Origin of the sequence: Limnospira sp. PMC 1279.21, from assembly GCF_032349615.1 — a bacterium.
GTDB classification, from domain to species: Bacteria; Cyanobacteriota; Cyanobacteriia; order Cyanobacteriales; family Microcoleaceae; genus Limnospira; species Limnospira fusiformis.
This window is the reverse complement of the sequence record NZ_JARPLU010000087.1, coordinates 1-21,445: the sequence shown is the minus strand read 5'-3', so window position 1 is coordinate 21,445 and position 21,445 is coordinate 1. Positions and strand designations below refer to the sequence as shown.

The following is a 21,445-nucleotide window of genomic DNA, read 5'->3' as shown; positions in this document are numbered from 1 at the left end:
TTCAGTTTCAATTATCCGGTGATTATTGCTACTTACCAGGTCTGACGCACCCTACAAGGGAGGTGAGAGGTAGCCGACCCGGTGCGTCAGTGTCTAATTATCAGGTTATTATTGCTTATAGGGTCTGACGCAACCGGCGAGTACGATGATGCAACAATTGCGGAATTTAAACCAAAAATCAGACTGGATTAATGCCTCGGTATGGAAAGATATAGAACAGGAAATGTTATTGCTATTAAATCCGCTTGATAGCAGTTCAACTTTATTTGATGTTCACTGCTTCCAATTAATTCTATGCTATCTATTTCGAGATTATGAATCGGCTTTACAGGCGGCTGAATTAGTTAGTAATTATATCGATGATGGTTTAAGTGTTTTTAATCGCGGAGAATATTTGTTTTATGATTCTCTGACTTTATTGGTACAGGCAGAAACTATGTCTGGGTCAAAGCGGGATGTTATTTTAGATAAAATCCGCCAAAATCAGGGGTTAATGTCATCCTGGAATAATCATATTTATGCGAGTTTTCAACATCGGTATCTTTTGGTAGAGGCGGAGTTAGAACGCCTGCCTAATCAGATATTATCAGCACAGCAAAAGTACGAACAAGCGGTTTCTGAGGCGATTAAAAATGGTGCGATTCAAGAAATAGCGATCGCCTATGAATTGGCGGCAGAATTTTATCGAAAACAAAATTTAGAGAGATTTTTTGTGATTTATATAAAGGCGGCTCATGGCACTTATAGCCGCTGGGAAGCTACCGCAAAAGTTAAAGATATTAAGTATCGATATCCTGATATTTTTTCTCCGGCTAACTGGTGGAAAAGTTCAATATCTCAGAGTCGAGAATACCCAAGCAATGCCAAAATTTTTAATCTGGGTCATGTTCTACAGGCTGATCAAACCTTGTCTGGAGAAACTTTTTTAGCCAGTCTGTTGGCTAAAACCATGAAAATTATTATTGAGAATACAGATGCAGAAATAGGTTACTTAATTTTACCATGTGACCATAAATCCAGTCAAGAAATATCTCAAGAATGGATGATTGAAGCTATAGCAGAGATGGATATTGATGAGGTGACGGTTTTGCGGTCAATTCCCCTTAATACACTGTCAGACAAATCTTTTCCTAAGTCAATCATTAACTATGTGGCGCGCACTTATGAATATGTGTTGCTTAATAATGCTTATAATGACCACCAAAATTTTCGGGATGATGAATATATTAAAAGTCATCATTCCCGGTCAATTCTAGGTATTCCTTTAATTCGGCAAAAACGGCTAATTGGGATTTTGTATATGGAAAAAAATAGGCAAAATGACAGTTTTGGATATGCTCAAATAGAAGTGGTGAGTTTACTATATTTTCAGGTAGCAATTGGCTGAGAGAATGCTTTGCTGTATCGAACGTTGCCACAGAAAGTAACTGAACAAAATGCGGAACTTTCCCAGACATCGCAACGGCTAAAAACGGTGCAAAAACGACTAATTGAAGCGGAAAAAATGGCGACTTTAGGGGGGTTGGTAGCGGGGGTGGCTCATGAAATTAACACTCCGGTGGGGACGGGAATTATGGCGGCTTCTTTTTTGGTGAGTGAAACTCAAAAGTTGATGAGTATTTGTCGATCGCAACCGTTAAAGCGATCGACTTTAAATACCTATCTTGGTATGGTATCGGAAAGCCGTAAACTGATTTTCAGTAACCTCCAGCGTTCAGCAGAATTAGTCCAGAGTTTTCAGCAAGTAGCCGTTGACCAAACATCCCTAGAAAGGCGAACTTTTGCTCTCAAACCCTATTTAGAGGAAATTCTATTGAATATTCGTCCTAAACTGAAACAGACCCATCATCGCATTGTAGTTGAGGGAGACGACACCATAGAGGTAGATAGCTATCCTGGTGCGATTTCTCAGGTGATCACCAATTTGGTGATTAATGCTCTGATTCATGCTGACCAACCATTTGAGTCAGGTCAGTTATATTTAAAGATAGCTGAGGTGAGCGATAATCACTTTTTGATTGAATACAGTGATGATGGTTGTGGTATTCCTCCTGAAACCCTGGAGCATATTTTTGACCCTTTTTTTACTACCACCCGTAATCAGGGGGGGAATGGCTTGGGTTTACATATTGTGTATAATTTGGTAACTAAAACTTTGAAAGGTACAATTGATTGCGAGAGTCAGGTGGGAGTAGGATCTAAATTTATCATCAACTGTCCCCGCTATCCTCAAAAATGAATTTATAGGGATTAAGATATGAATAGTCAAAACCATTCAGGTGATGTTACTAAAGATGAAGATATTTTAATGATTATTGAGGATGAGGAAGAAGGCGAGGAGTCTTCTGTTTTATCTGACAGCGATGGGATGGAGTCCGGTAAACCCTGGAAAATTATGCTGGTCGATGATGATAAAGAAGTGCATCAAGCGACACGAATGGTTTTAAAAAGTTTGACTTTTCAAGATAGACCTTTAACTTTTATTTCGGCTTATTCGGGGGGGGAAGCCAAAGAAGCGATCGCCGCTAATCCTGACACGGCTGTTTTATTGTTAGATGTGGTGATGGAAACTAATAATGCGGGTCTGGATTTAGTTAAATATATCCGTACACAGCTTAATAATCCCTGGGTGAGAATTATCCTCAAAACTGGATATCCGGGGGAAGCGCCGGAAGATTCTGTAATTATTGATTATGATATTAATGATTATAAAACTAAGGTAGAAATGACTCAGCAAAAATTGATGACAACTATTATTGCTGCTTTACGTTCCTATCGAGATATTATCGAATTAGAGGAGAGTCGCAAAGCCTTAAATAAACTCAATCAGAATTTGCAGTATTTAGTCCAAAAACGTACTCAAACATTAACCGAGAAAAATTTTATATTACAACAAGAAATTGATAAAAGTCGCCGATTAGAGGAAGCCTTAATTGAGAGTAATCAAAAGTTGAGGGGAATTTTAGATATTGCGGAAGAGGCGATTATTTCTGTGGGAGAAGACCAACGGATTACTTTATTTAATCAGGGTGCAGAAAGAATTTTTGGCTATACTATCGATGAGGTGATTGGACAACCTCTGAATATTCTGTTACCTAAAAATCTCCACCAAATACATGAAAAACATATCCAAAATTTTGGTAAAAAGGAAATTGTAAATTCTCCGATGAAGGGAAGGCGAGAGATTGTAGGACTACGGAAAAATGGGGAATTTTTTCCGGCTGAGGCTTCTATATCTAGGTTGCAATTGCCTGATCAAGTAATTTATACGGCGATGTTACAAGATATTAGCGATCGCCAACAAGCTGAACAGGAACGTCAGCGGCTTAATCAGGATTTAGAAACTAGGGTTAAACAGAGAACTCAGCAACTACCAAACCAAATTGAACAACAAAAACAAATTGAACAAGCTTTGCGGGAAAGCGAGGAAAAGTTCCGTCAATTTGCTGAGGCAATTTCCGAAGCATTTTTTATAGTTTCTCGCAGTGGAGAAGTCCTATATATTAGTCCAGCTTATCAGCAAATTTGGGGCAGAACTTGTGAGAGTTTATATCAAGAACCTGAGTCTTGGTTTGATTCGATAGATGTGAATTATAGACCGAAAGTAATTAGTGGAATGAAACACCAATTTCTGAGAAAAAAGGAATTAGAGTTAGAGTATCCTATTTTTCGCCCAGATGGTGAAAGACGCTGGATTCGTGCTTGTTCTTTTCCGATTTATGATCAGGACGGAAATATTTACCGCTTTGCTGGTATTGCTGAGGATATTACAGTTCGGAAAGAAGCAGAAGAAGAGTTACAAGCTAGAGAAGTTGCTCTCCGAGAATTATATCAGATTGCTGTGGCTCCTAATCTGAATTTTAATCAGAGACTAGAATCTTTACTGTCTATGGGACGACTACAATTTGGCTTAGAAATTGGGATGCTTTCTCATATTCAGGGCGATCGCTATCAGGTGGTAGCGGTACAAACTCCCCCAGGACTGACACCACCTATTGAAAAAGGCGATTTATTCCGATTAAACAATACCTTTTGTGAAGCCACTTTTAACAGTTCGGAAATTGTCTGTATTACCTCGGCGGCACAGTCGGAATATAAAAACCATCCAGCCTATCATAACCTAGGACTCCAAGCCTATATTGGGGTGAGGATTATAGTAGGACAACATGTATATGGAACTATTAACTTTTGTAGTCCCCATCCTCGCCATACTCCCTTTCGCAATAGTGAACGGCAATTGTTGCAATTAATTGCCATGTGGATTGGTAATGAAATCGAACGTCAACAGGCTAAAAAAGTTCTGGAACAGGCTTTTCAAAATACTTTACTACAACAACAGATAACAGACGAAATTCGCCAAAGTCTCGACAGCCAACACATTGTTCAAGCTACAGTTAGTTTAGTGGGGGAAGCCTTTCATGTGAATCGCTGTTTAATTCATCGTTATTCCGCCGCCACTTCTGAACCGCAAATAACTATGGTAGCAGAATATTTAAGGGGTGAGTATAAGCCTTTTTTGGGGGTAGAAATACCCATTCACAAGAATCGACATCTTGCCATATTATTAAATCAGGATCAGGCTATAGCTTCTGATGATGTCTATCAAGATCCCCTACTGTTTCCCCATTATGATCTCTGTCGCCAAATTCATTTAAAATCCATGTTAAGCGTTCGGACTTCCTACAAAGGCGAACCTAATGGAGTCATTAGTTTGCAACAGTGCGATCGGTTTCGCCATTGGACTCACGAAGAAATTGAACTAATAGAAGCTATCGCTCAACAAGTAGGAATTGCTTTAGCACAGGCGCAACTTTTGGAACAGGAAAAGTTACACAAACTAGAACTAGAACACAAAAATCAAGCCCTGAAAGAAGCCACACGCCACGCCCAAGCTGCTAACCGTGCTAAGAGTGAATTTTTAGCTAATATGAGTCACGAAATCCGTACCCCTATGAATGCGATTCTAGGATTTTGCGATCTCCTACAGAGTTTGGTGTCGGAACCTCGTCAACAGCAATATGTTAAATCCATTGCAGCTAGTGGGAAAACTTTACTTTCTTTGATTAATGATATTCTGGATTTATCAAAAATTGAAGCGGGGAAAATGGAACTCCATCAGGAACCGATTGATTTACGGGTTATGCTAGAAGAAATCTATCAAATTTTTTGCCACAAAGCAGCCGAAAAAAAGGTGGAATTGATTAGAGAAATTAACGATAATTTGCCGAAAGCGATTATGTTTGATGAAGTCAGGTTACGACAGATTTTGTTAAATATGGTGGGAAATGCTCTCAAATTTACTGATGAAGGCTGGGTGAAAATTTCGGTGGTGACTAACAGCAATACTCCCCTAAATGCGGAGAATCCCGAATCTACTATATCCCTAGAAATAGCGATCGCTGATACCGGAATTGGTATCGCTCCAGAACAACAGCAACGCATTTTTGATAGTTTTATTCAAAGTGAAGGACAAAGCACCCGCAAATATGGTGGTTCAGGACTAGGGTTAGCAATTACTAAACGACTCACCCAAATGCTTGGGGGAACTATCAGCCTGGAAAGTCAACTAGGTCAAGGTAGTAAATTTACCTTGATTTTCCCGCAAGTTACACCCATAGACTGGCAACCCGATGATTATAAACTCGTCGAAAAAAATGATGATTTAAACGCCGTCAAACCGAGTAAAATATTAGTCGTTGATGATGTCCAATCAAACTTGGATTTAATTCAGGGATATTTTGTAACTTCCCACCATCATCTGTTGCTCGCACATAATGGCATCGAGGCGATTCAAATAGCGGAACTAGAACAACCTGATGTAATTATGATGGATTTGCGAATGCCGGAATTAGATGGAGTGGAAGCCACGAAACAGTTAAAGGAAAATCCGGTCACTAAGCAAATTCCAATTATTATTTTAACGGCTTCATCCCTCGATCGCGACCACCAAGAACTATCTTCTATCCAGGATGGTTTTTTGCATAAACCTGTGAGTCGTTCACAGTTAGTCTTAGTCTTAAAACAACTACTTCCCCAGAACACTGTAAATGCTGTTGATCAAGTTGATGATGATACCTCCCCAGCTACCCCTGATCTTCCGGTTTCACCAGAACCCCCCTATGCTTCCATTAGTGAATTACTGGAAAAACTCCAGGAACACGAAGACAGATTTTGGCCAGAACTAGGACAAACTCTCAAAATGAGGGATTTACAGGCTTTTGCGGAGCAGTTGGTTCAATGGTCCCACCAGTACCCCTATCCGGCTTTTGTGGAATATGCTTCTACCCTGAGTTCCCAACTCGAACAATTTGACTGGGACAAAATCCCTGGGACGGTGAGAGCCTTCCCAGACCTGCGACGATCGCTTATAGATATTTATGGTGAATAAGTTATGGTGATTATTACTAATTGAGCGGGTAGTGAATTTGGTCCCTATTGTCATTGGTTAACAATTGGTATAGGATCAATGTATAGTCTTGGAATTAATAGCCCAGTGTGTAGTGAACTGTTTTCAACCAGAAAATTTTTTGATTTTGATTGTTGATGATGTCAGCAAAAATTTGCAGGTCGTTGGAGCGATGCTTGATGATGTCGGTTACGCCACCACTTTCGCCACCAGCGGTAAACAGGCGATCGAAAGAGTCAAAACTGCTAATCCTGACTTGATTTTACTTGATTTAATGATGCCGGAAATTAACGGTTTGCAGGTGTGTGAGCATTTAAAAGCTGACCCGCTTTATGCAGAAATTCCGATTATTTTCCTGACGGCTAGTAATGAATCTGAACATTTACTTCAGGCTTTTAGTCAAGGGGCGGTTGATTATGTTACTAAACCCTATAAGGCTCCTGAACTACTGGCTCGCGTTAAAACTCATTTGGAGTTAAAATATACTCGCGACCAATTAAAAACAGCCTTAGTTGAGTTAGAAAAGTTAGCGACGACAGACCCTTTAACAGGTATTGCTAATCGTCGCCATCTCTTAACTTTAGCAGAGCGAGAATTTCAACGTACCCAACGCTATCATAACCCCTTTTCGGTGTTAATGATCGATATTGATCATTTTAAGTTAATCAATGATAATTATGGTCATAATATCGGAGATGAAGCACTAAAAATTATGGCAGATGTCACCGTTAATGCTTTAAGAAAAGTGGATATTTTTGGCAGGTTTGGCGGTGAAGAATTTGTGGTATTTTTACCAGAAACCCAAGCTGATGAAGCCCTATTGGTAGCGGAAAGGATTAGAAAGGCGATCGCCCAAACTCCCATATATGTTGAAGGTCAGACTATTAATATAACTGTGAGTATTGGTGTGACCATTTATGAATCATCAGAAATTAGTCTCGATGGCTTACTTATGGAGGCAGATAAAGCACTTTATGACGCTAAAAAACAAGGTCGTAATCAAGTGGTAATTTATCCCAAATTTAACCAAGTTAATTAATCCACAGATTTTGACCGTTTACTAATTAACCAGTAAGTGGTCATATTGCCTTTACCTTTCACGGAAACAACCCCTCGTTTTTCTAATATATATTGTGGTTTTAAATGCCAGTATACCGTCTGACTGACTTGGATTTTTCCGGGTTCACCTTGTGACTCCATACGACTAGCAGTATTGACCGCATCTCCCCATAAATCATAGGTAAACTTTTTTAAACCAATAACCCCAGCCACCACCGGACCCATATTAATACCAATACGGATATTAAGTTGGTGGCTAATTTCCCCCTGTTTATGATCATCTGTAGACCCTTCTCCTAAACCAGATGCTTCACTAACCGGAAGCCTAACGCAGTGGAATTGTTGGACAACTTGTTGCATTTCTAGCGCCATATCAGCCACGGCTTGAGGGTGATCATCACGGGGGTTAGGAATTCCCCCAACCACCATATAAGCATCACCAATAGTTTTAATTTTTTCCAAACCATACTTATCTGTAAGGCGGTCAAAAGCGGAAAAAAGTTGATTAAGTAAATCCACCAATTCTGTGGGTGTTAATTGCGAAGCAAGTTCGGTAAAATTAGTTATATCTGCAAATAAAATAGTCGCCTGTTCAAATCTATTCGCAATACAAGTGTGGGTATTTTTTAACTGATAGGCTATGGTTTCCGGCAGAATATTTAACAATAATTCCTCGGATTTTTCCTTTTCTTGGCGTAAGGCTTCCTCGGCTTGTTTTTGTTGCGCGATCGCCTCAGAAATTTGATTGTACATATCCATAAATGCGCTAATTACATCCCCTAGTTCATCCCGACTTTGGACAGAAGCAGCATAAAACTGAGGGGGTAACTGATGATTAGTAATAGCTGAACCCGCCTTGATTAAATCCTGGCGTAAATTCAAAATCGGCAAAATCACTAAATAGTTAAGCACTACCATAGTCGCACCAGTGACAAACACAGAAATAATCAAAACCAGTCCCGCAATTCGTACAATAAAATACCATACTTCCCGATGAATATGAGAGGCATCATAGCGGAGGATAATGAGATAATCATCTAGGCGGGGAAAAGTATCACAGGTAAGATCATAGCGATCGCCTTTGGGAGTGTTTACATACAGTATTTGTACGTCCCTGGCTTCCGCAAAGGATAAAGTCGGAGTTTCCCCAAAACTGCCAATTAGTTGTCCGTCGGAACTATAGAGAGACCCTCCCATAAGATCAGAGTTCATATAATGTAAATTTTGCAGTTGTTTGAGAAAATCCTCCGGCGTTTTATGGGGGTAAGTTTCTACTATCCAAGCGATTTTTTGAGAGGTTAGGCGCTGCAATTGAGATAACAACTCTTGGCGACGACGATACACTGATGGCACCAAAATAATTAATTCAATCACAACTATGCTAGTGGCAACCCAAAAGGCAATCCGCCTAGACAGGCGCGCATTTAGACATCTAGTAATTCCTATGGGGAGTAGTGATTTCATCGATTTTGGGGTCGTTTATATACTTTAATTGGCGAAAATAAATAAGTTAGCAAATGCCCAGACTTGCCCGTTGTTTATTGTAGTTGTTATTGCATTTTAGCCATCTCATCCAAAATCTCGATACTATTCTGATTATATGGAGTTAATATTTGGCAGAATTCCGCGGTATTATTATTAACCGATACTCTCATTTATGGAGCGATCGCATATTCACTTCACCTGTCGGCTGGGAAGTCTAAATAACCAGATTTTGCCGCTGATGTAACCATGGGACAAATTGCCTAACTATTTTCGCAGAAGGGGCTAAACTGTGGGCGTGAAAATCAACCATAATCTGGCGGGTAACAGTCTGTTTAGTGGTATGGGGTAGCTGTTTAGACTTCCAGCCAAGCGCTGGAGTGGGGTAGCTAACTCCTAATTTTTGGTATAGTCAGATAACTTTAAGTTCATGGATATAATATAGCAAATTTGATTATATCTGAATTATCAGTCAATTTTTATAATACATTTACGATACCCGATCTGCCGGAACTTTAGATACAATAGATCCAGAGAAGAGCATTAAATCTTTCCTAGCCTTTATCAATCAGTATGACAGAACCCAATTTATCCGCACCGCAACAGCCTAACCAGGATATTGATAGCCCCAATGGAAAGAGTCCTAACACCATTACCCTGAGTCCCTCAGTGTCTGAGAATCAAGTTTTCTCCTATAGCGATCATGGGGAGGTGTATCACCTAGAAGAGTCCCCCACCCAAAAAGGGAAAGCCGAGCCGGAAAATCCTAGACCCAGTAACTTTTTGGCTTCTGTGTTGACCCTGGGGGCGATCGCCGTCATGATTTTAGGGTTAGCGATCGATAATGTCTGGGTCGGCTATCTCAGCGCGGTTGTGGCTATTGCCGCATCACTGTTAATTATTTGGCCGAGTTGGGGTAAAATTTGGACAACCCTGATTCCTCCTATCTGGCGTAGTTTAATCGTCGCTAGTTTCGGGATTTTATCGGCAATTACCGGGCTGTTGATGCTGAGTGGTTCCAACACAGACGCAGCCCGTAATATTGTCATCAACTGGGATGCGATCGGCGCACTGGGGGAATTGATCGGCGCTTTGGGTCAAATTATGATCGCCATTTTAGCCGTATATGTGGCTTGGCGACAATATGTAATCTCCCGGGATTTAACCATTCAGCAAAACCGCATTACCCAACAACAGACCATCGATGCTTATTTTCAGGGAGTCTCTGATTTAGCCTTAGGGGAACAGGGACTATTAGAAGATTGGCCCCAGGAAAGGGTAATCGCAGAAGGACGAACCGCGGCGATTATTCGTAGTGTAGACGCAGATGGAAAAGCGAAAATTCTCCGGTTTCTGTCCCAGGCGCGGTTAATTACTCCCCTTAAACGCGATCGCCATTTGGGTCGCCCTATATTAGATGGTAATGGTAGTTATGCGGAAGATAGGGCCGAAGGTATCCGAGTTATTGATTTAGGGGCCATGTTAGCCGGGACCGACTTAAAAAATACCGATCTGCGGCGCACAGACCTGGGAGAGGCGAACCTAGTCCGCGCTAATTTAACGAATTGTGACCTGGTGCGTGCTAATTTATCTCGCGCTATTCTCTATGAAGCCAACCTCACCCATAGTAATCTGCGATCGACTAAATTCTTTTATGGTTCAGTGGAAACCGCCAGCCCCCGGACTCGGACCTTAATTCCTGACTACTCTACTGGCGCTAATACTGGCGCTGTCCTAGAAAATGCTGATTTTACTGCGGTTTTGAACCTGTCCGAGGAGAATCGTTATTATTGCTGTGCTTGGTCGGGGTCAAAATCTCGAAATACTATCCCCGGCGGCTGTGACGGTATTCCTAATAAATTAGGGCGTTAACATTTTCAGGAGTATAGAATTATGGGCGATCGCCAAATTATTCATCTGGTTAACCGACAGAGTTTAGGGTTAATTAACGGTCAGATTAATCAAATTAACAAGACCGGGATGGCTGGATATATTAACTCGCAACTTAACCCCAATTCTTTAGCTATTCCCGCAACTCTCACCCAGGAACTTCAGCCCTTAGATACCCTCCCCTGGCGACCAGGAAGGCTAGTTAGAGAACAAAATCGAGAGGTTAATGAAGCCCAAAAACTGGGGTTAGCACAGCCTCAACTCGCACAAGTTAGGCGGCAATTTCAACAGAGAGTAATTAACCAAATTCGTCGCGCCAGAATGATTCGGGCTTTACATAGTCCCCGCCAATTAGAAGAAGTGATGGTGGATTTTTGGTTTAACCATTTTAACGTATTTGGATTGCAAGGACTGAGTAGAATTTGGATTGGGTCCTATGAGGAACACGCCATTAGACCTCATGTTTGGGGTAAATTCCGAACCCTACTAGGCGCAACCGCTAGGCATCCCGCCATGTTATTCTATTTGGATAATTGGCAAAATACCGCCCCAAATAGTCCCGGTGCGACCGGAAGATTTAAGGGGTTGAATGAGAATTATGCGCGGGAATTATTGGAGTTACATACCTTGGGAGTTGAGGGGGGATATACACAAAATGACGTGATGGAATTAGCCCGAATTTTGACAGGTTGGGGACTACCAAAACCAAGCGATCGCCCCCGAAATCAGGAAGGATTTTATTTTGATGAAACTCGACATGATTTTAATGATAAAATATTCTTGGGTAGAACTATTAAAGGCAGAGGTATCGAGGAGGTTGAGGAAGCATTAGATATCCTAGCTAGTCACCCCGCCACCGCCAAACATATTGGTTATAAATTAGCCCAAGCATTTGTCGCTGACGAACCCCCATCATCTTTAGTTAAGGCTTTAGGCGATCGCTTTATGGAAACCCAAGGCGATATCACCGAAGTTCTCAAAACCTTATTTAACAGCACCGAATTTTGGGACGAAAATCACTACAATAGTAAATTCAAAAACCCCTATCGTTATATAACATCAGTCATGCGCGCCGTCGGAGAAGTGACTAATTATGACCCCATTAACGGCATTTTAAACCAGTTGGGAATGCCTCTTTATGGCTGTCCTTCTCCTGATGGATATAAAAACACTCAACAGGCTTGGTTAAACCCAGATACCATGGTGCGTCGCAGTAGTTTAGCCGTCCCCTTGGCGGGGGGATTACTCCATAAAGGAAACCCAGTTGATGTCAAGCAGCTAGAAGAAACTTTAGGAGTTTTATTATCTCCCCAAACTCGCCAAATTTTAGCCGAAAGTCCCCCCAATTTACAGGGTGCAATTTTCTTGGGTAGTCCCGAATTTATGCGGTATTAATATCAGCTTAATCCTCTGTTATTCAGCATATCCCCTGATAACATGACATCATAATCATCAGGGGTTACCAGTGGCAAAAGTTGGTCAGCCGCCAGGGTAATTTGCCAAGGAAATTCATGGTTATTAAGTTGCTGCCATTTAGCCTTAGAAATATCAGCTTGCAGGTGATAATCTTGGGCGTGATTTGGGGGACTATTTAACTTAATATAAAGGCTAATTTGTTTCGGGGATTTTATCGTAAAAACTACCCAGCAAGGAAAGATATTTTTTTCTCCTGGTGGGTCGGTTTCTGACCATAAACTTAGGTTTTCCCCAACCTGATAAGCCCTAATTCCCACATGAGTTAATCCCTGGGGAAGCGGCTTTGATAATTCTAAGTTACACCCCCAGTCAAGGCTTTTTATCACCCGTTCAGAAATTCTCACCACCCGTGAAAAATTTTTGCATCCTGTCAGTTGCGCGCTTGATAAAGTAGGGGGGTGATCAAAAATATCTTGGGTGGAACCAAATGCTTCCACCCGTCCCTGATTAATGACTAATAACCGAGGACAAATACGATAGGCTTCTGAACGGTTATGGGTCACAAATAATGTCACCCCCGCATAGGTTTCTAGTATTTGGATAAGTTCCTGTTCCATTTGATATCGAATGTGGCTATCTAGGGCAGAAAATGGTTCATCTAACAGTAAAATTTCTGGTTCCACTACTAAAGCCCTTGCTAAGGCGACTCGCTGTTGTTGTCCCCCTGAGAGTTGATGAGGATAACGGTTCCCTATACCAGGAAGTTTCACCCTGATTAATTGTTCCTCAACCTTCATCTTTATTTGAGTCTGGGAGAGTTGGTCTGATAAACCAAAGGCGATATTTTCCGCTACAGTTAAATGGGGAAATAGGGCGTAATTTTGAGCCAAAAAACCCACCCGGCGATCGCTACTCGGAATATTGATTTGCTGGGTAGAATCAAATAGCACTTTCCCGTTTAAAACTATCGTGCCACTCCTGGGAGTTTCCACCCCGACAATACATCTTAAAATCATACTTTTGCCCGTACCAGATGCACCCAAAATCCCTAGGGGTTCTTCGCGATAGCCAGAAAATTTTACCTGTAATCCAAAATCCGGAAGTTGTTGATAAATATTGACTTGTAAACCCGTGCCTTCTGCCGGATATATGCTAAAATTAGTGGCTCGTTTAATCTGGAGATGAGGAGGATTAACCCCCGGAGATTTTTGAGGCGATCGCTGCCATTTAATCCCTAAATTAGCCAAAGTAATTGCTGACAAAGAAATTGATAAAATCACCCCTGACCACATCCAGGCTTCCTGAATTTCCCCAGCTTGTACCGCTGAATAAATCGCCAAAGGAATAGTTTGAGTAACTCCCGGAATATTGCCAGCCAACATCATAGTTGCCCCAAACTCTCCCAGTCCCCTAGCAAAAGCTAAAGTCGCCCCAGAAATAATACCAGGAAAAGCCAGAGGAAACGCTACTCGTACAAAAACCTTGAGTTCCGAAGCCCCTAAAATGCGGGCGGAAACTAACAAATTGCTATCTATTTGCTCAAAAGCCCCACAGGAAGTTTTATAAATGAGGGGAAAAGTCACAACAGTAGCCGCAATAATGCCCGCATACCAAGTAAATACAATATTGATATTGAGGATAGCTAACAACCCGCTTAATAAGCCTCTATCCCCGAAAATTCGCAGCAAAATAAATCCCACCACTGTCGGAGGCAAAATCAGCGGAGAAATTAAAATACTTTCAATTAAGGATTTCCCTTTACCTTGATAACTATGCAATTTATAAGCCGCCCAAACTCCCCCGATCAAAGTTATAGCTGTAGCCAGTATCGAGATTTTTAAGGAAATCCAAATAGGAGATAAGTCCGATCGCATTTGGGGAGTTATAGATTCAGGGACAATGGCACTATACACCATTGACAGGAACTATGCCAACGATTACCTCCCCCTAGCTTCAGTAAATTGAACAGCCAATTAAATCATGGCAGTGACTCAAAATGAGTTAATCTGATTCCTGTAGACATTTGCTAACAACAGGAGATTAGGCTTGGAACGCACATTTCTAGCTATTAAGCCTGATGGTGTTCAACGGGGACTCATCGGCGAGATTATCAAACGCTTTGAAGCCAAAGGCTTTACCCTCGTGGGTTTAAAAATTATGAAAGCCAGCCGCCAACTGGCTGAACAACATTATGATGTCCACAAAGAAAGACCATTTTTCAATGATCTGGTTTCTTTCATCATTTCCGGTCCTTTAGTAGCAATGGTCTGGGAAGGGGAAGGTGTCATCGCCTCTGCTAGGAAGATTATCGGCGCTACTAACCCCCTGAATGCTGAACCGGGAACCCTGCGGGGAGATTTTGGGATTAGTGTTGGTCGCAACTTAATTCATGGGTCAGACGCACCAGAAACCGCGCAAAAAGAAATCGCTCTCTGGTTTAAGGACGAGGAATTGGTAAGTTGGGAACCTAGCCTCAAGTCCTGGCTGGTAGAATAGCATCGGTGTTGGGGACATCAATGGCGATCGCCAGCGCCTGTGGGTAGTACCGATCGCGATCGGTTGTCCCCAGCTTCCCGAAAAACCGTAACATTTTGTTTAAACTTGTTACAAACTCTTCCCAACCGACCCAGATTAGTTCAAATTAGTCAACAATCAAGATCAAATTCAGATCCAAGGAGTTTCTTTATTATGTCTCTAACCGATACCCAAGTTTTTGTCGCTTTGGTAATTGCATTGATCCCCGGTATTTTGGCATTCCGTCTTTCCACCGAACTTTATAAATAGAATCGATCCCTATATTCCTTGTCTCTAGGGACAATAGCCGGACTTCGACAGAAAAGCGATCGTAATGGAGACAATTGCTGCATAATGCAGTAAATTAGTCTCTATCACTAGGCTTGACTGTCGGGGTCTTTTTATTTATAGTGCTGCGGGTTACCGTTGGCGCATTCGCATCAACCGGGCTACCAGCCTGACAACTTGCCTTCGCATCAGACTCGATGATAAAAATATACTGAGACGACGATCATGTACGCGATTAAACCTCCTACACCACCTCAAAAACCACAGCAGTCTCCCCGCCGCTTGCGTCGTCGTTCTCAAGTTCGAGTCCGACCTCGCGCCCATCGACATCATAGGGCGATCGCATTAGAAACTACGGCGAAAATATTGACAAATTTCACATTATCTGCATTCGCAGTAGCAGCACTGGTCCAAATTGTGCCTAATCAACGCATCGTCCATGATAAATGGCGAGAAATTGAGGCGGAAGTTAATATGACTGAAGCCAGGGTCCAACAACATCAAGAGGAGTTTAGTCGCTATTTTGACCCTCAACAAGCTCAAAATATTATGCAAGAAAATGGCAACCGAATAGACCCCCGCCAGCGTCAAATTGTCTGGTTACACCCTAACCATAGGACCGCAGATAAACCTGAATTATCAGAGTCTCACTATGCGGAATTAGATCAGTAAAGTAGAGACAATTGGTTAACTACCACTGGCAATCAATCGCGCTTATGGCGTTCCGTAGTTCACCTTTCCACTTGATAATTTGCTCAACCTGCCAATTTGCCGTTTTCGGAAAGCTGAGGCTGATTTTAGTTAATTAACACCATGCTTTTTGCCCATCTTTTTGGGGGTTAATTTTGATTAACAATCCCCCATCTCCTCCAACCTAGGGGTTGTAGGGGGATGGGGGTTAATCGTCAACCATTAAACTCTGATCTGGCGGTTCACCATTTCATCTGATTTTAGCCTCCCAGATAAGCGGTGATATCCTCGCCACATTCATCAGCCAGATAGCATAAAGCGCGAAAACGTAAACTGACTAATTCTTCATAAACCGGATTGAGTTTGCATAAGGGCGGAATGTGAAAAATAGTGCGATCGCCAAATTTAATATCTCGCTCAAAGGGGCATTGAGTCGGAATTAAACTACATAGCAATCGGGCGGTTTTCGGATTTTTGACTTGTATCTGGTTCAGCCACTGTCGCAGAGGTTGAAGGGGCGAAAATGATGGGTGAAAATGGTGGTGTGAATGATTTTTAACCCAACTAGCAAGGTGCAGACGGGGCATAGTATGGTTTGCCCAATTCATGATTAAATCCCTCGAATAGGAATACAGATGGCGATCGCCACCAGTTAGTATACTTTTTGCTGTACACTGGATCTTCAATCTTGTTGACAACTAATCCGCAATGGTTAGCGATCGCATTTCCTAGCTTGATCAGTCCAACTAGGGCTATTTCAAGCCCCCACTAGAATCGGTACTCCCATTTAGTGGTGGGTTATTGACGGTTAAATATTGCCATTGGCTTTGGATATCCTCCGTTCTCCCATCAATGATCTTGCCTTACATTTTCAGATTTTGGCTATGATTTAGATCACAACTATAAATCAAGTCTATAAACAATATAACTTTTACTGATGATTTAGGCATTGACAAGGAAACTTTTTTGTGAATTAAAGCCCAAGTATGGCGATCTAACCTGGGAAAACTTGGTTGATGATGTTTGGTTCACCGCCGGAGTATCAATTCTGGTAAACTGGCAAGATATCTGAAAGTCAAAAAAGCCCTGTCTAACCGGGGTGGGTAAAGTCAAAATCAAGCCACGGTGAGGAAAGAGACGTTGCTGAACACAGATGAACAGTTAAACCAGCAGCCTGCGCCTGTAACTACCCCTGCTGAAACATCTCAGACATCCGCTGGTGAGGGTGATTCTGTTGGGGCGGAACAAGATCAAGCCGGGAACTGGGGGATATTCAATATATTTAAAGCATTTCGGGAGTATAACCAGGGGAATCGTTTATATAAACGGGAGCGATATGATCAGGCTCTGATACATTATCAGATCGCGGTTAAGTTAAAGCCTGATTCGTGGGCGGCTTGGTTGCGCCTCGGTAATACATTACGAAAGTTGAAACAGTATAAACAGGCACTGGCAGCCTATGATAGGGCTATTAAATTGCGTCCGAGAAATTATTGGCCGTGGACGTTTAGAGGCATGACTCTATCGAAGTTAGAACGCTATGAAGAAGCGATCGCCTCTTTTGACAAGGCTTTAACTATGGAACCCAATAACTTTGAAGCCTGGTATGAGAGGGGTTTGGCTTTGGAAGCATCCCTACAATTTGAGGCGGCGGCCGCTTCCTATAAACGGGCGATCGAAATTAAACCAAATATTTCGGCTCTATGGTATCACCAGGGTAATGCTTTGATGAATGACGATCGCTATAGTGAAGCCGTGGCATCATTAGATCGGGCGGTCAAACTGGAACCGGCTAACTATGAAGCCTGGTTTCATCGTGGGGAAATGCTGATGAGTCAGCATCGTTATGTCGATGCGATCGCTTCCTACGATAAAGCCTTAGAACTGCAACCAGCGAGCTTCAAGGCTATTTTTAATCGGGGGATTGCCTTACAAAAATTACATCGCTACAATGATGCGATCGCCTGTTATGACCAAGTGATCCAACTGCAACCCAACGATTACGAAGCCTGGTTTTATAAAGGTATGGCTCTGAAATCGGGGTGGCCGAAAACTGCTTTACTTAGCCTAGATCGGGCTTTGGAAATTAACCCGGAGTCCCCAGCTATTTGGATAGGTCGGGGTCAAACTTTACTGGATTTAAAAGAATATAAATCCGCGATCGCTTCTTTTGACCGCGCTACTCAACTCAATTCTAACTTTCCCGAAGCCTGGTTAGGTCGCGCAGTCGCTTTATTTCAGTTGCGGCGTTACCCAGAAGCCATAATTGCCTGCGATAATGCCCTGCAAGTACAACCAAACTTCCTCGAGGCTTGGAACCAGCGGGGATTGACCTTAGAAAGATTAGGACGCTATGAGGATGCGCTGAAGGCTTACGATAAAGTAATTCAAACTACTGTTTTAACCCTCGAACTAGCAGACCAAGTGGGACTACAGCGGGGTATGGCATTGGAACTACTTAAACGAGATGAAGAAGCAGTCATGGCTTATCGGAAATTGGTTCGCCAAAAACCTGATAACTTTCAAGCCTGGGTGAAACTGGGACAGGTTTTAGCTCGTTTGGGACAATATGTGCAGGCGGTGGATGCTTTTTCTGAGGCGATCGCTATTTGGCCAGACAATTACCAAATTTGGTTAGAACAAGGGGCGATCTTGGAAAAACTCGATCGCTATCAAGATGCGATCGCTGCTTATGACCGACTGATCAAAATCAAACCCGACTACTGGGAAGCATGGGTCAGACGCGGCCAAGCCTTCGAGCAAATTGCCCTATATCAAGAGGCTTTTAATTCCTATGGGATCGCCCTAGAACTCAGCGAACAACCCCAACCATCACCAATTATCGCTCACCGAGAACGAGTCAGGCGCAAACTCGTAGATATGTAACCCCCAACGAGCCACCCCCATGGCCGAAATTAATGGCTCAGTTCCTAATTCCTTGCACCCATGCCCTATGACCCCCCAGGAAAAAGCCCAACTATATACTAAACTGGCAGTGCTGTTGGAATCTGGTTTAACAGTCTATCAAAGTTTGATAGTAATCGCCAAAAAAAGCAATCCTCGGCTTGGTCGTTACCTGGGGAAAGTGATTAAATCTCTCGGTCGTGGGGAAGATTTATCTGTCGCTTTCAGACGAGCCCCTCGGATATTTGACTGGTGGACTGCTAGTTTGCTGGATATAGCAGCCACCAGCGGCGCACTACCCGAAATGTTGTTACAACTGGCTGAAATTGAAAAACAGCAGACCCACCGACAAAATTTTTATCGTTCTGTGACCATAGCTGCTGCGACTACTGCTTTCAGTCTTCTGTTGCTACTGGCGACTATCTTATACACCCATGAGGCTAACCTAAATGATTGGCTGTTGTGGATGTTTATAGCCGGCGTTGTCGGGTTTATGGTCTACAAACTTATCCCCAGACTACCTTTGATCCGTCGTATTCAAACCGCCCGTTCCATGCTATATCTAGCTGAGTTGGAATTGCCTATTAGATGTGGCTTACCAATTCTCATGGCGATCGAATTGGTGCGCGATCGCATTCCATGTCCGCAGATGAGGGGAACTTTAACCGTAGCCTTGGGACAAATTCCTGCCGGAAAAACTCTCAGCCAATGTCTCCGGGAACGACTCCCAGCGATCGCTATCAATTTGATTCGCACTGGCGAAGAAACCGGACATCTGGATGGTGCCCTGTATAATGTTCAACAATACTATGAACAGGAACTAATGCGATCGCTGCGTCTACTACAGAGGATTCTGATTCCCATGACTCTCCTATCAGCGGGAGGAGTAGTAGCCATTCTCAGCCTAGAAGCCATGAAATCACTCTTCATTTTGCTACCTAGTTAACCCCTCAAATCCTGGGAACTAGGAACAGATTGGCAAAAATTAATGTTTTCGAGCTTGTGAAATTTGGCAACTACATTTAAGCTGACTATAACCGCAACCGGATCCGAAATTGTGGTGCATAAGGCCTGCCGACTGCTAGTTTATTATTGGGAAATTCTTACCCAAATGCTTGACATTATACCCAACTATTGATACACTCGGAACCGTCAAGGCCTATAGCAGCATAGCTGTTCTGTAGTAGACGTAAAGTGCATCGCCTGTAAATTTTGGCTGAAAAAAGGCGATTTGTACATGAGAATAGTCCGCTTTCAACCTAATGTTGAAAGCATTAAGAGACACCTCCACGTCTGCTTTTTAAGATTGTGCAATACTCAGATACTTCCGACTATTGCCCAATTTTTGGGGTTAAGTGTATCTGTTATGAGAAATGGCAGTTTTCATTCTTTTAAGTGAGGTTTTACATGAAACTACCAAGTGTGAAGAATTTGCGTCCGGGATGGTTTTTCGGAGCGATCGCTGGTGTAATTTTTGCTCAAACTGGTGCGATCGCCGCCGAGCGAGTGATTCTCACCTATGGACCTTTCCAAGCTCCCATCAACATCAGTGATTTAGAGGCATTTACCAGAGATGGAGTGACCACTAAAACTATTCGCCAGATTGTCGGTGCTTCCGGGATTCAGGCAGACACCCTGCGGGGATTGATGGGCTTAGAAATTGGCTTTGACCTAGTACCATTTTCCTGTATGATTTACACTCCCACAGGTCAAGAACTAACTGATGAAATTGGTGCAACTGTACGCACCCATCGGCGAGTTGCTAATGGCAAAGCTATTCGCGCTGGACTGATTAACGCCCTCAGCAACGATGGCAAAATCTCTTTCTTGGAGTTTCTGAAATACTATCCTGTGCCGGGAATGTATGTCGATGTCGCCAATATTCCGGCAACAGTCGCTAAAATGCAGAGCGTAAGTACCGAATTGGGATCTCTGTTTAGACAGGGTTCACAGTTTGGGACTCAGTTCTCCGATGGTACAAGAATTGTCGGTGGCTGTTCTGCTCAACGAGTTGATTTACCAGGTGCTGGTGCTGGTGTTGTACAACCACGGCCCGCACCAACACCCGCGCCACGGCCTGCACCTGCACCAGTGCCACGGCCTGTACCCGCACCAGCGCCGGCACCAGCGCCGGCTCCTGGTCCAATTAGAGGCCTGTGGTAATTTGACTGTTGGTTTATCCCCAGGGTGTCAGTCAGACACCCTGCTTTCTGGCTCTGGGTTTTCCACTGCCTCAATATATTGGCTCTCTATTAAAAATGAACCTTTGGTGAATCTAACGCCCCAGTAACCACCAGGACGGCGATCGAGAACTACCCCCACTTCACCTAACTTGATCACGTTCGGAGGCCGTAGAATCGGCATGGGTTCCGCTGTTTTGATATATGGCGGTAGAGCAATCACTCTAACTTGTTGATGAACGGCAAATTCTTTATCTTTTTCCATCAGATCTGGGAATGCTTCCACTGAGCAATCACCCTATTGTAAACGATCGCAGCCATTCTCATTATAGAAATTCGACTGCTATTGGGTAGAATGTCTAACCGCTCTAAACCTTGCAGGATAAACGTCAGTAGGCCCTCCCAACTGTCTAAGTACAGGTAACAGGTTAACGCCCGTAAATCACCAAAAAAAGTCTTGCGGGTCCTAGCAACTTGTACTTATCATCCAGCAACTCCAGCCAGGTATGCAATAGTACCGATAGGATGTTTCGGGTCTTGAGGGTGTTGTTATGCGAACAACACTGGAGCATGAAAACCTTGTCTCAAGAGAGCAAGGATGAAAGGCGACACGGGT

Annotated in this window: 16 protein-coding genes; 12 read left to right on the top strand and 4 right to left on the bottom strand. The window is 42.8% G+C overall.

Annotated features, from left to right (window positions below):
- The first annotated feature begins 145 nt into the window (after window positions 1–145).
- The 4 genes from P5683_RS14110 (at window position 146) to P5683_RS14095 (ending at window position 7,445) form a co-directional block, all read left to right on the top strand.
- Window positions 146–1,387 (top strand): GAF domain-containing protein, encoded by a 1,242-nt coding sequence (locus P5683_RS14110; protein WP_228116431.1) that lies wholly within the window; start codon window positions 146–148, stop codon window positions 1,385–1,387.
- A gap of 9 nt (window positions 1,388–1,396) precedes the next feature.
- Window positions 1,397–2,239 (top strand): sensor histidine kinase, encoded by an 843-nt coding sequence (locus P5683_RS14105; protein ID WP_006670264.1) that lies wholly within the window; start codon window positions 1,397–1,399, stop codon window positions 2,237–2,239.
- Between the two features lie 18 nt (window positions 2,240–2,257).
- On the top strand, window positions 2,258–6,388 hold the full coding sequence (locus P5683_RS14100; RefSeq protein WP_315640196.1) for a PAS domain S-box protein: 4,131 nt from the start codon (window positions 2,258–2,260) through the stop codon (window positions 6,386–6,388).
- A gap of 88 nt (window positions 6,389–6,476) precedes the next feature.
- On the top strand, window positions 6,477–7,445 hold the full coding sequence (locus P5683_RS14095) for a diguanylate cyclase (protein ID WP_315640198.1): 969 nt from the start codon (window positions 6,477–6,479) through the stop codon (window positions 7,443–7,445).
- Here P5683_RS14095 and P5683_RS14090 read toward each other — a convergent pair.
- Entirely contained in the window at window positions 7,442–8,929 is a 1,488-nt protein-coding gene (locus P5683_RS14090) for an adenylate/guanylate cyclase domain-containing protein (RefSeq protein WP_315640200.1), read from the bottom strand. The genes P5683_RS14095 and P5683_RS14090 overlap by 4 nt on opposite strands.
- A 591-nt stretch (window positions 8,930–9,520) precedes the next feature.
- Here P5683_RS14090 and P5683_RS14085 point away from each other — a divergent pair.
- Entirely contained in the window at window positions 9,521–10,819 is a 1,299-nt protein-coding gene (locus P5683_RS14085; RefSeq protein ID WP_006670267.1) for a pentapeptide repeat-containing protein, read from the top strand.
- A 21-nt stretch (window positions 10,820–10,840) separates the two neighbouring features.
- Entirely contained in the window at window positions 10,841–12,232 is a 1,392-nt protein-coding gene (locus P5683_RS14080) for a DUF1800 domain-containing protein (RefSeq protein ID WP_315644867.1), read from the top strand.
- Window positions 12,233–12,234: 2 nt separating this feature from the next.
- Here the strand turns inward: P5683_RS14080 and modB are convergent, their stop codons facing one another.
- A complete protein-coding gene (modB, locus tag P5683_RS14075; RefSeq protein ID WP_006622601.1) occupies window positions 12,235–14,169 on the bottom strand; it encodes a molybdate ABC transporter permease subunit in 1,935 nt (644 codons plus the stop codon).
- 130 nt (window positions 14,170–14,299) lie between these two features.
- On the opposite strand from modB, the gene ndk reads away from it, so the two are divergent.
- From ndk to P5683_RS14060, 3 genes are all read left to right on the top strand, one after another.
- Entirely contained in the window at window positions 14,300–14,749 is a 450-nt protein-coding gene (gene ndk / locus P5683_RS14070) for a nucleoside-diphosphate kinase (protein ID WP_006622600.1), read from the top strand.
- 192 nt (window positions 14,750–14,941) lie between these two features.
- Entirely contained in the window at window positions 14,942–15,037 is a 96-nt protein-coding gene (gene psaM / locus P5683_RS14065; RefSeq protein ID WP_006618726.1) for a photosystem I reaction center subunit XII, read from the top strand.
- 243 nt (window positions 15,038–15,280) lie between these two features.
- The gene (locus P5683_RS14060; protein WP_006622597.1) at window positions 15,281–15,727 is read left to right on the top strand and encodes a hypothetical protein; all 447 of its coding nucleotides are present in this window, start codon (window positions 15,281–15,283) and stop codon (window positions 15,725–15,727) included.
- Window positions 15,728–16,005: 278 nt separating this feature from the next.
- Here the strand turns inward: P5683_RS14060 and P5683_RS14055 are convergent, their stop codons facing one another.
- The gene (locus tag P5683_RS14055) at window positions 16,006–16,353 is read right to left on the bottom strand and encodes a Mo-dependent nitrogenase C-terminal domain-containing protein (RefSeq protein WP_006618724.1); all 348 of its coding nucleotides are present in this window, start codon (window positions 16,351–16,353) and stop codon (window positions 16,006–16,008) included.
- Window positions 16,354–16,885: 532 nt separating this feature from the next.
- On the opposite strand from P5683_RS14055, the gene P5683_RS14050 reads away from it, so the two are divergent.
- The 3 genes from P5683_RS14050 to P5683_RS14040 all read left to right on the top strand — a co-directional run bounded on the left by P5683_RS14050 (window position 16,886) and on the right by P5683_RS14040 (window position 20,812).
- Window positions 16,886–18,631, top strand: coding sequence for a tetratricopeptide repeat protein (locus P5683_RS14050; RefSeq protein WP_315644866.1), 1,746 nt, complete (start codon window positions 16,886–16,888; stop codon window positions 18,629–18,631).
- A gap of 19 nt (window positions 18,632–18,650) precedes the next feature.
- Complete coding sequence (locus tag P5683_RS14045) at window positions 18,651–19,595, top strand: type II secretion system F family protein (protein ID WP_006670269.1); 945 nt, start codon at window positions 18,651–18,653, stop codon at window positions 19,593–19,595.
- Window positions 19,596–20,056: 461 nt separating this feature from the next.
- Window positions 20,057–20,812 carry an alpha/beta hydrolase gene (locus tag P5683_RS14040; protein ID WP_006622593.1) on the top strand — a complete coding sequence of 252 codons (756 nt, stop codon included), beginning with the start codon at window positions 20,057–20,059 and terminating at the stop codon, window positions 20,810–20,812.
- 27 nt (window positions 20,813–20,839) lie between these two features.
- On the opposite strand, the gene sipA is transcribed toward P5683_RS14040, so the two are convergent.
- Window positions 20,840–21,094 (bottom strand): regulatory protein SipA, encoded by a 255-nt coding sequence (sipA, locus tag P5683_RS14035; RefSeq protein ID WP_006670270.1) that lies wholly within the window; start codon window positions 21,092–21,094, stop codon window positions 20,840–20,842.
- Between the last annotated feature and the right edge of the window lie 351 nt (window positions 21,095–21,445).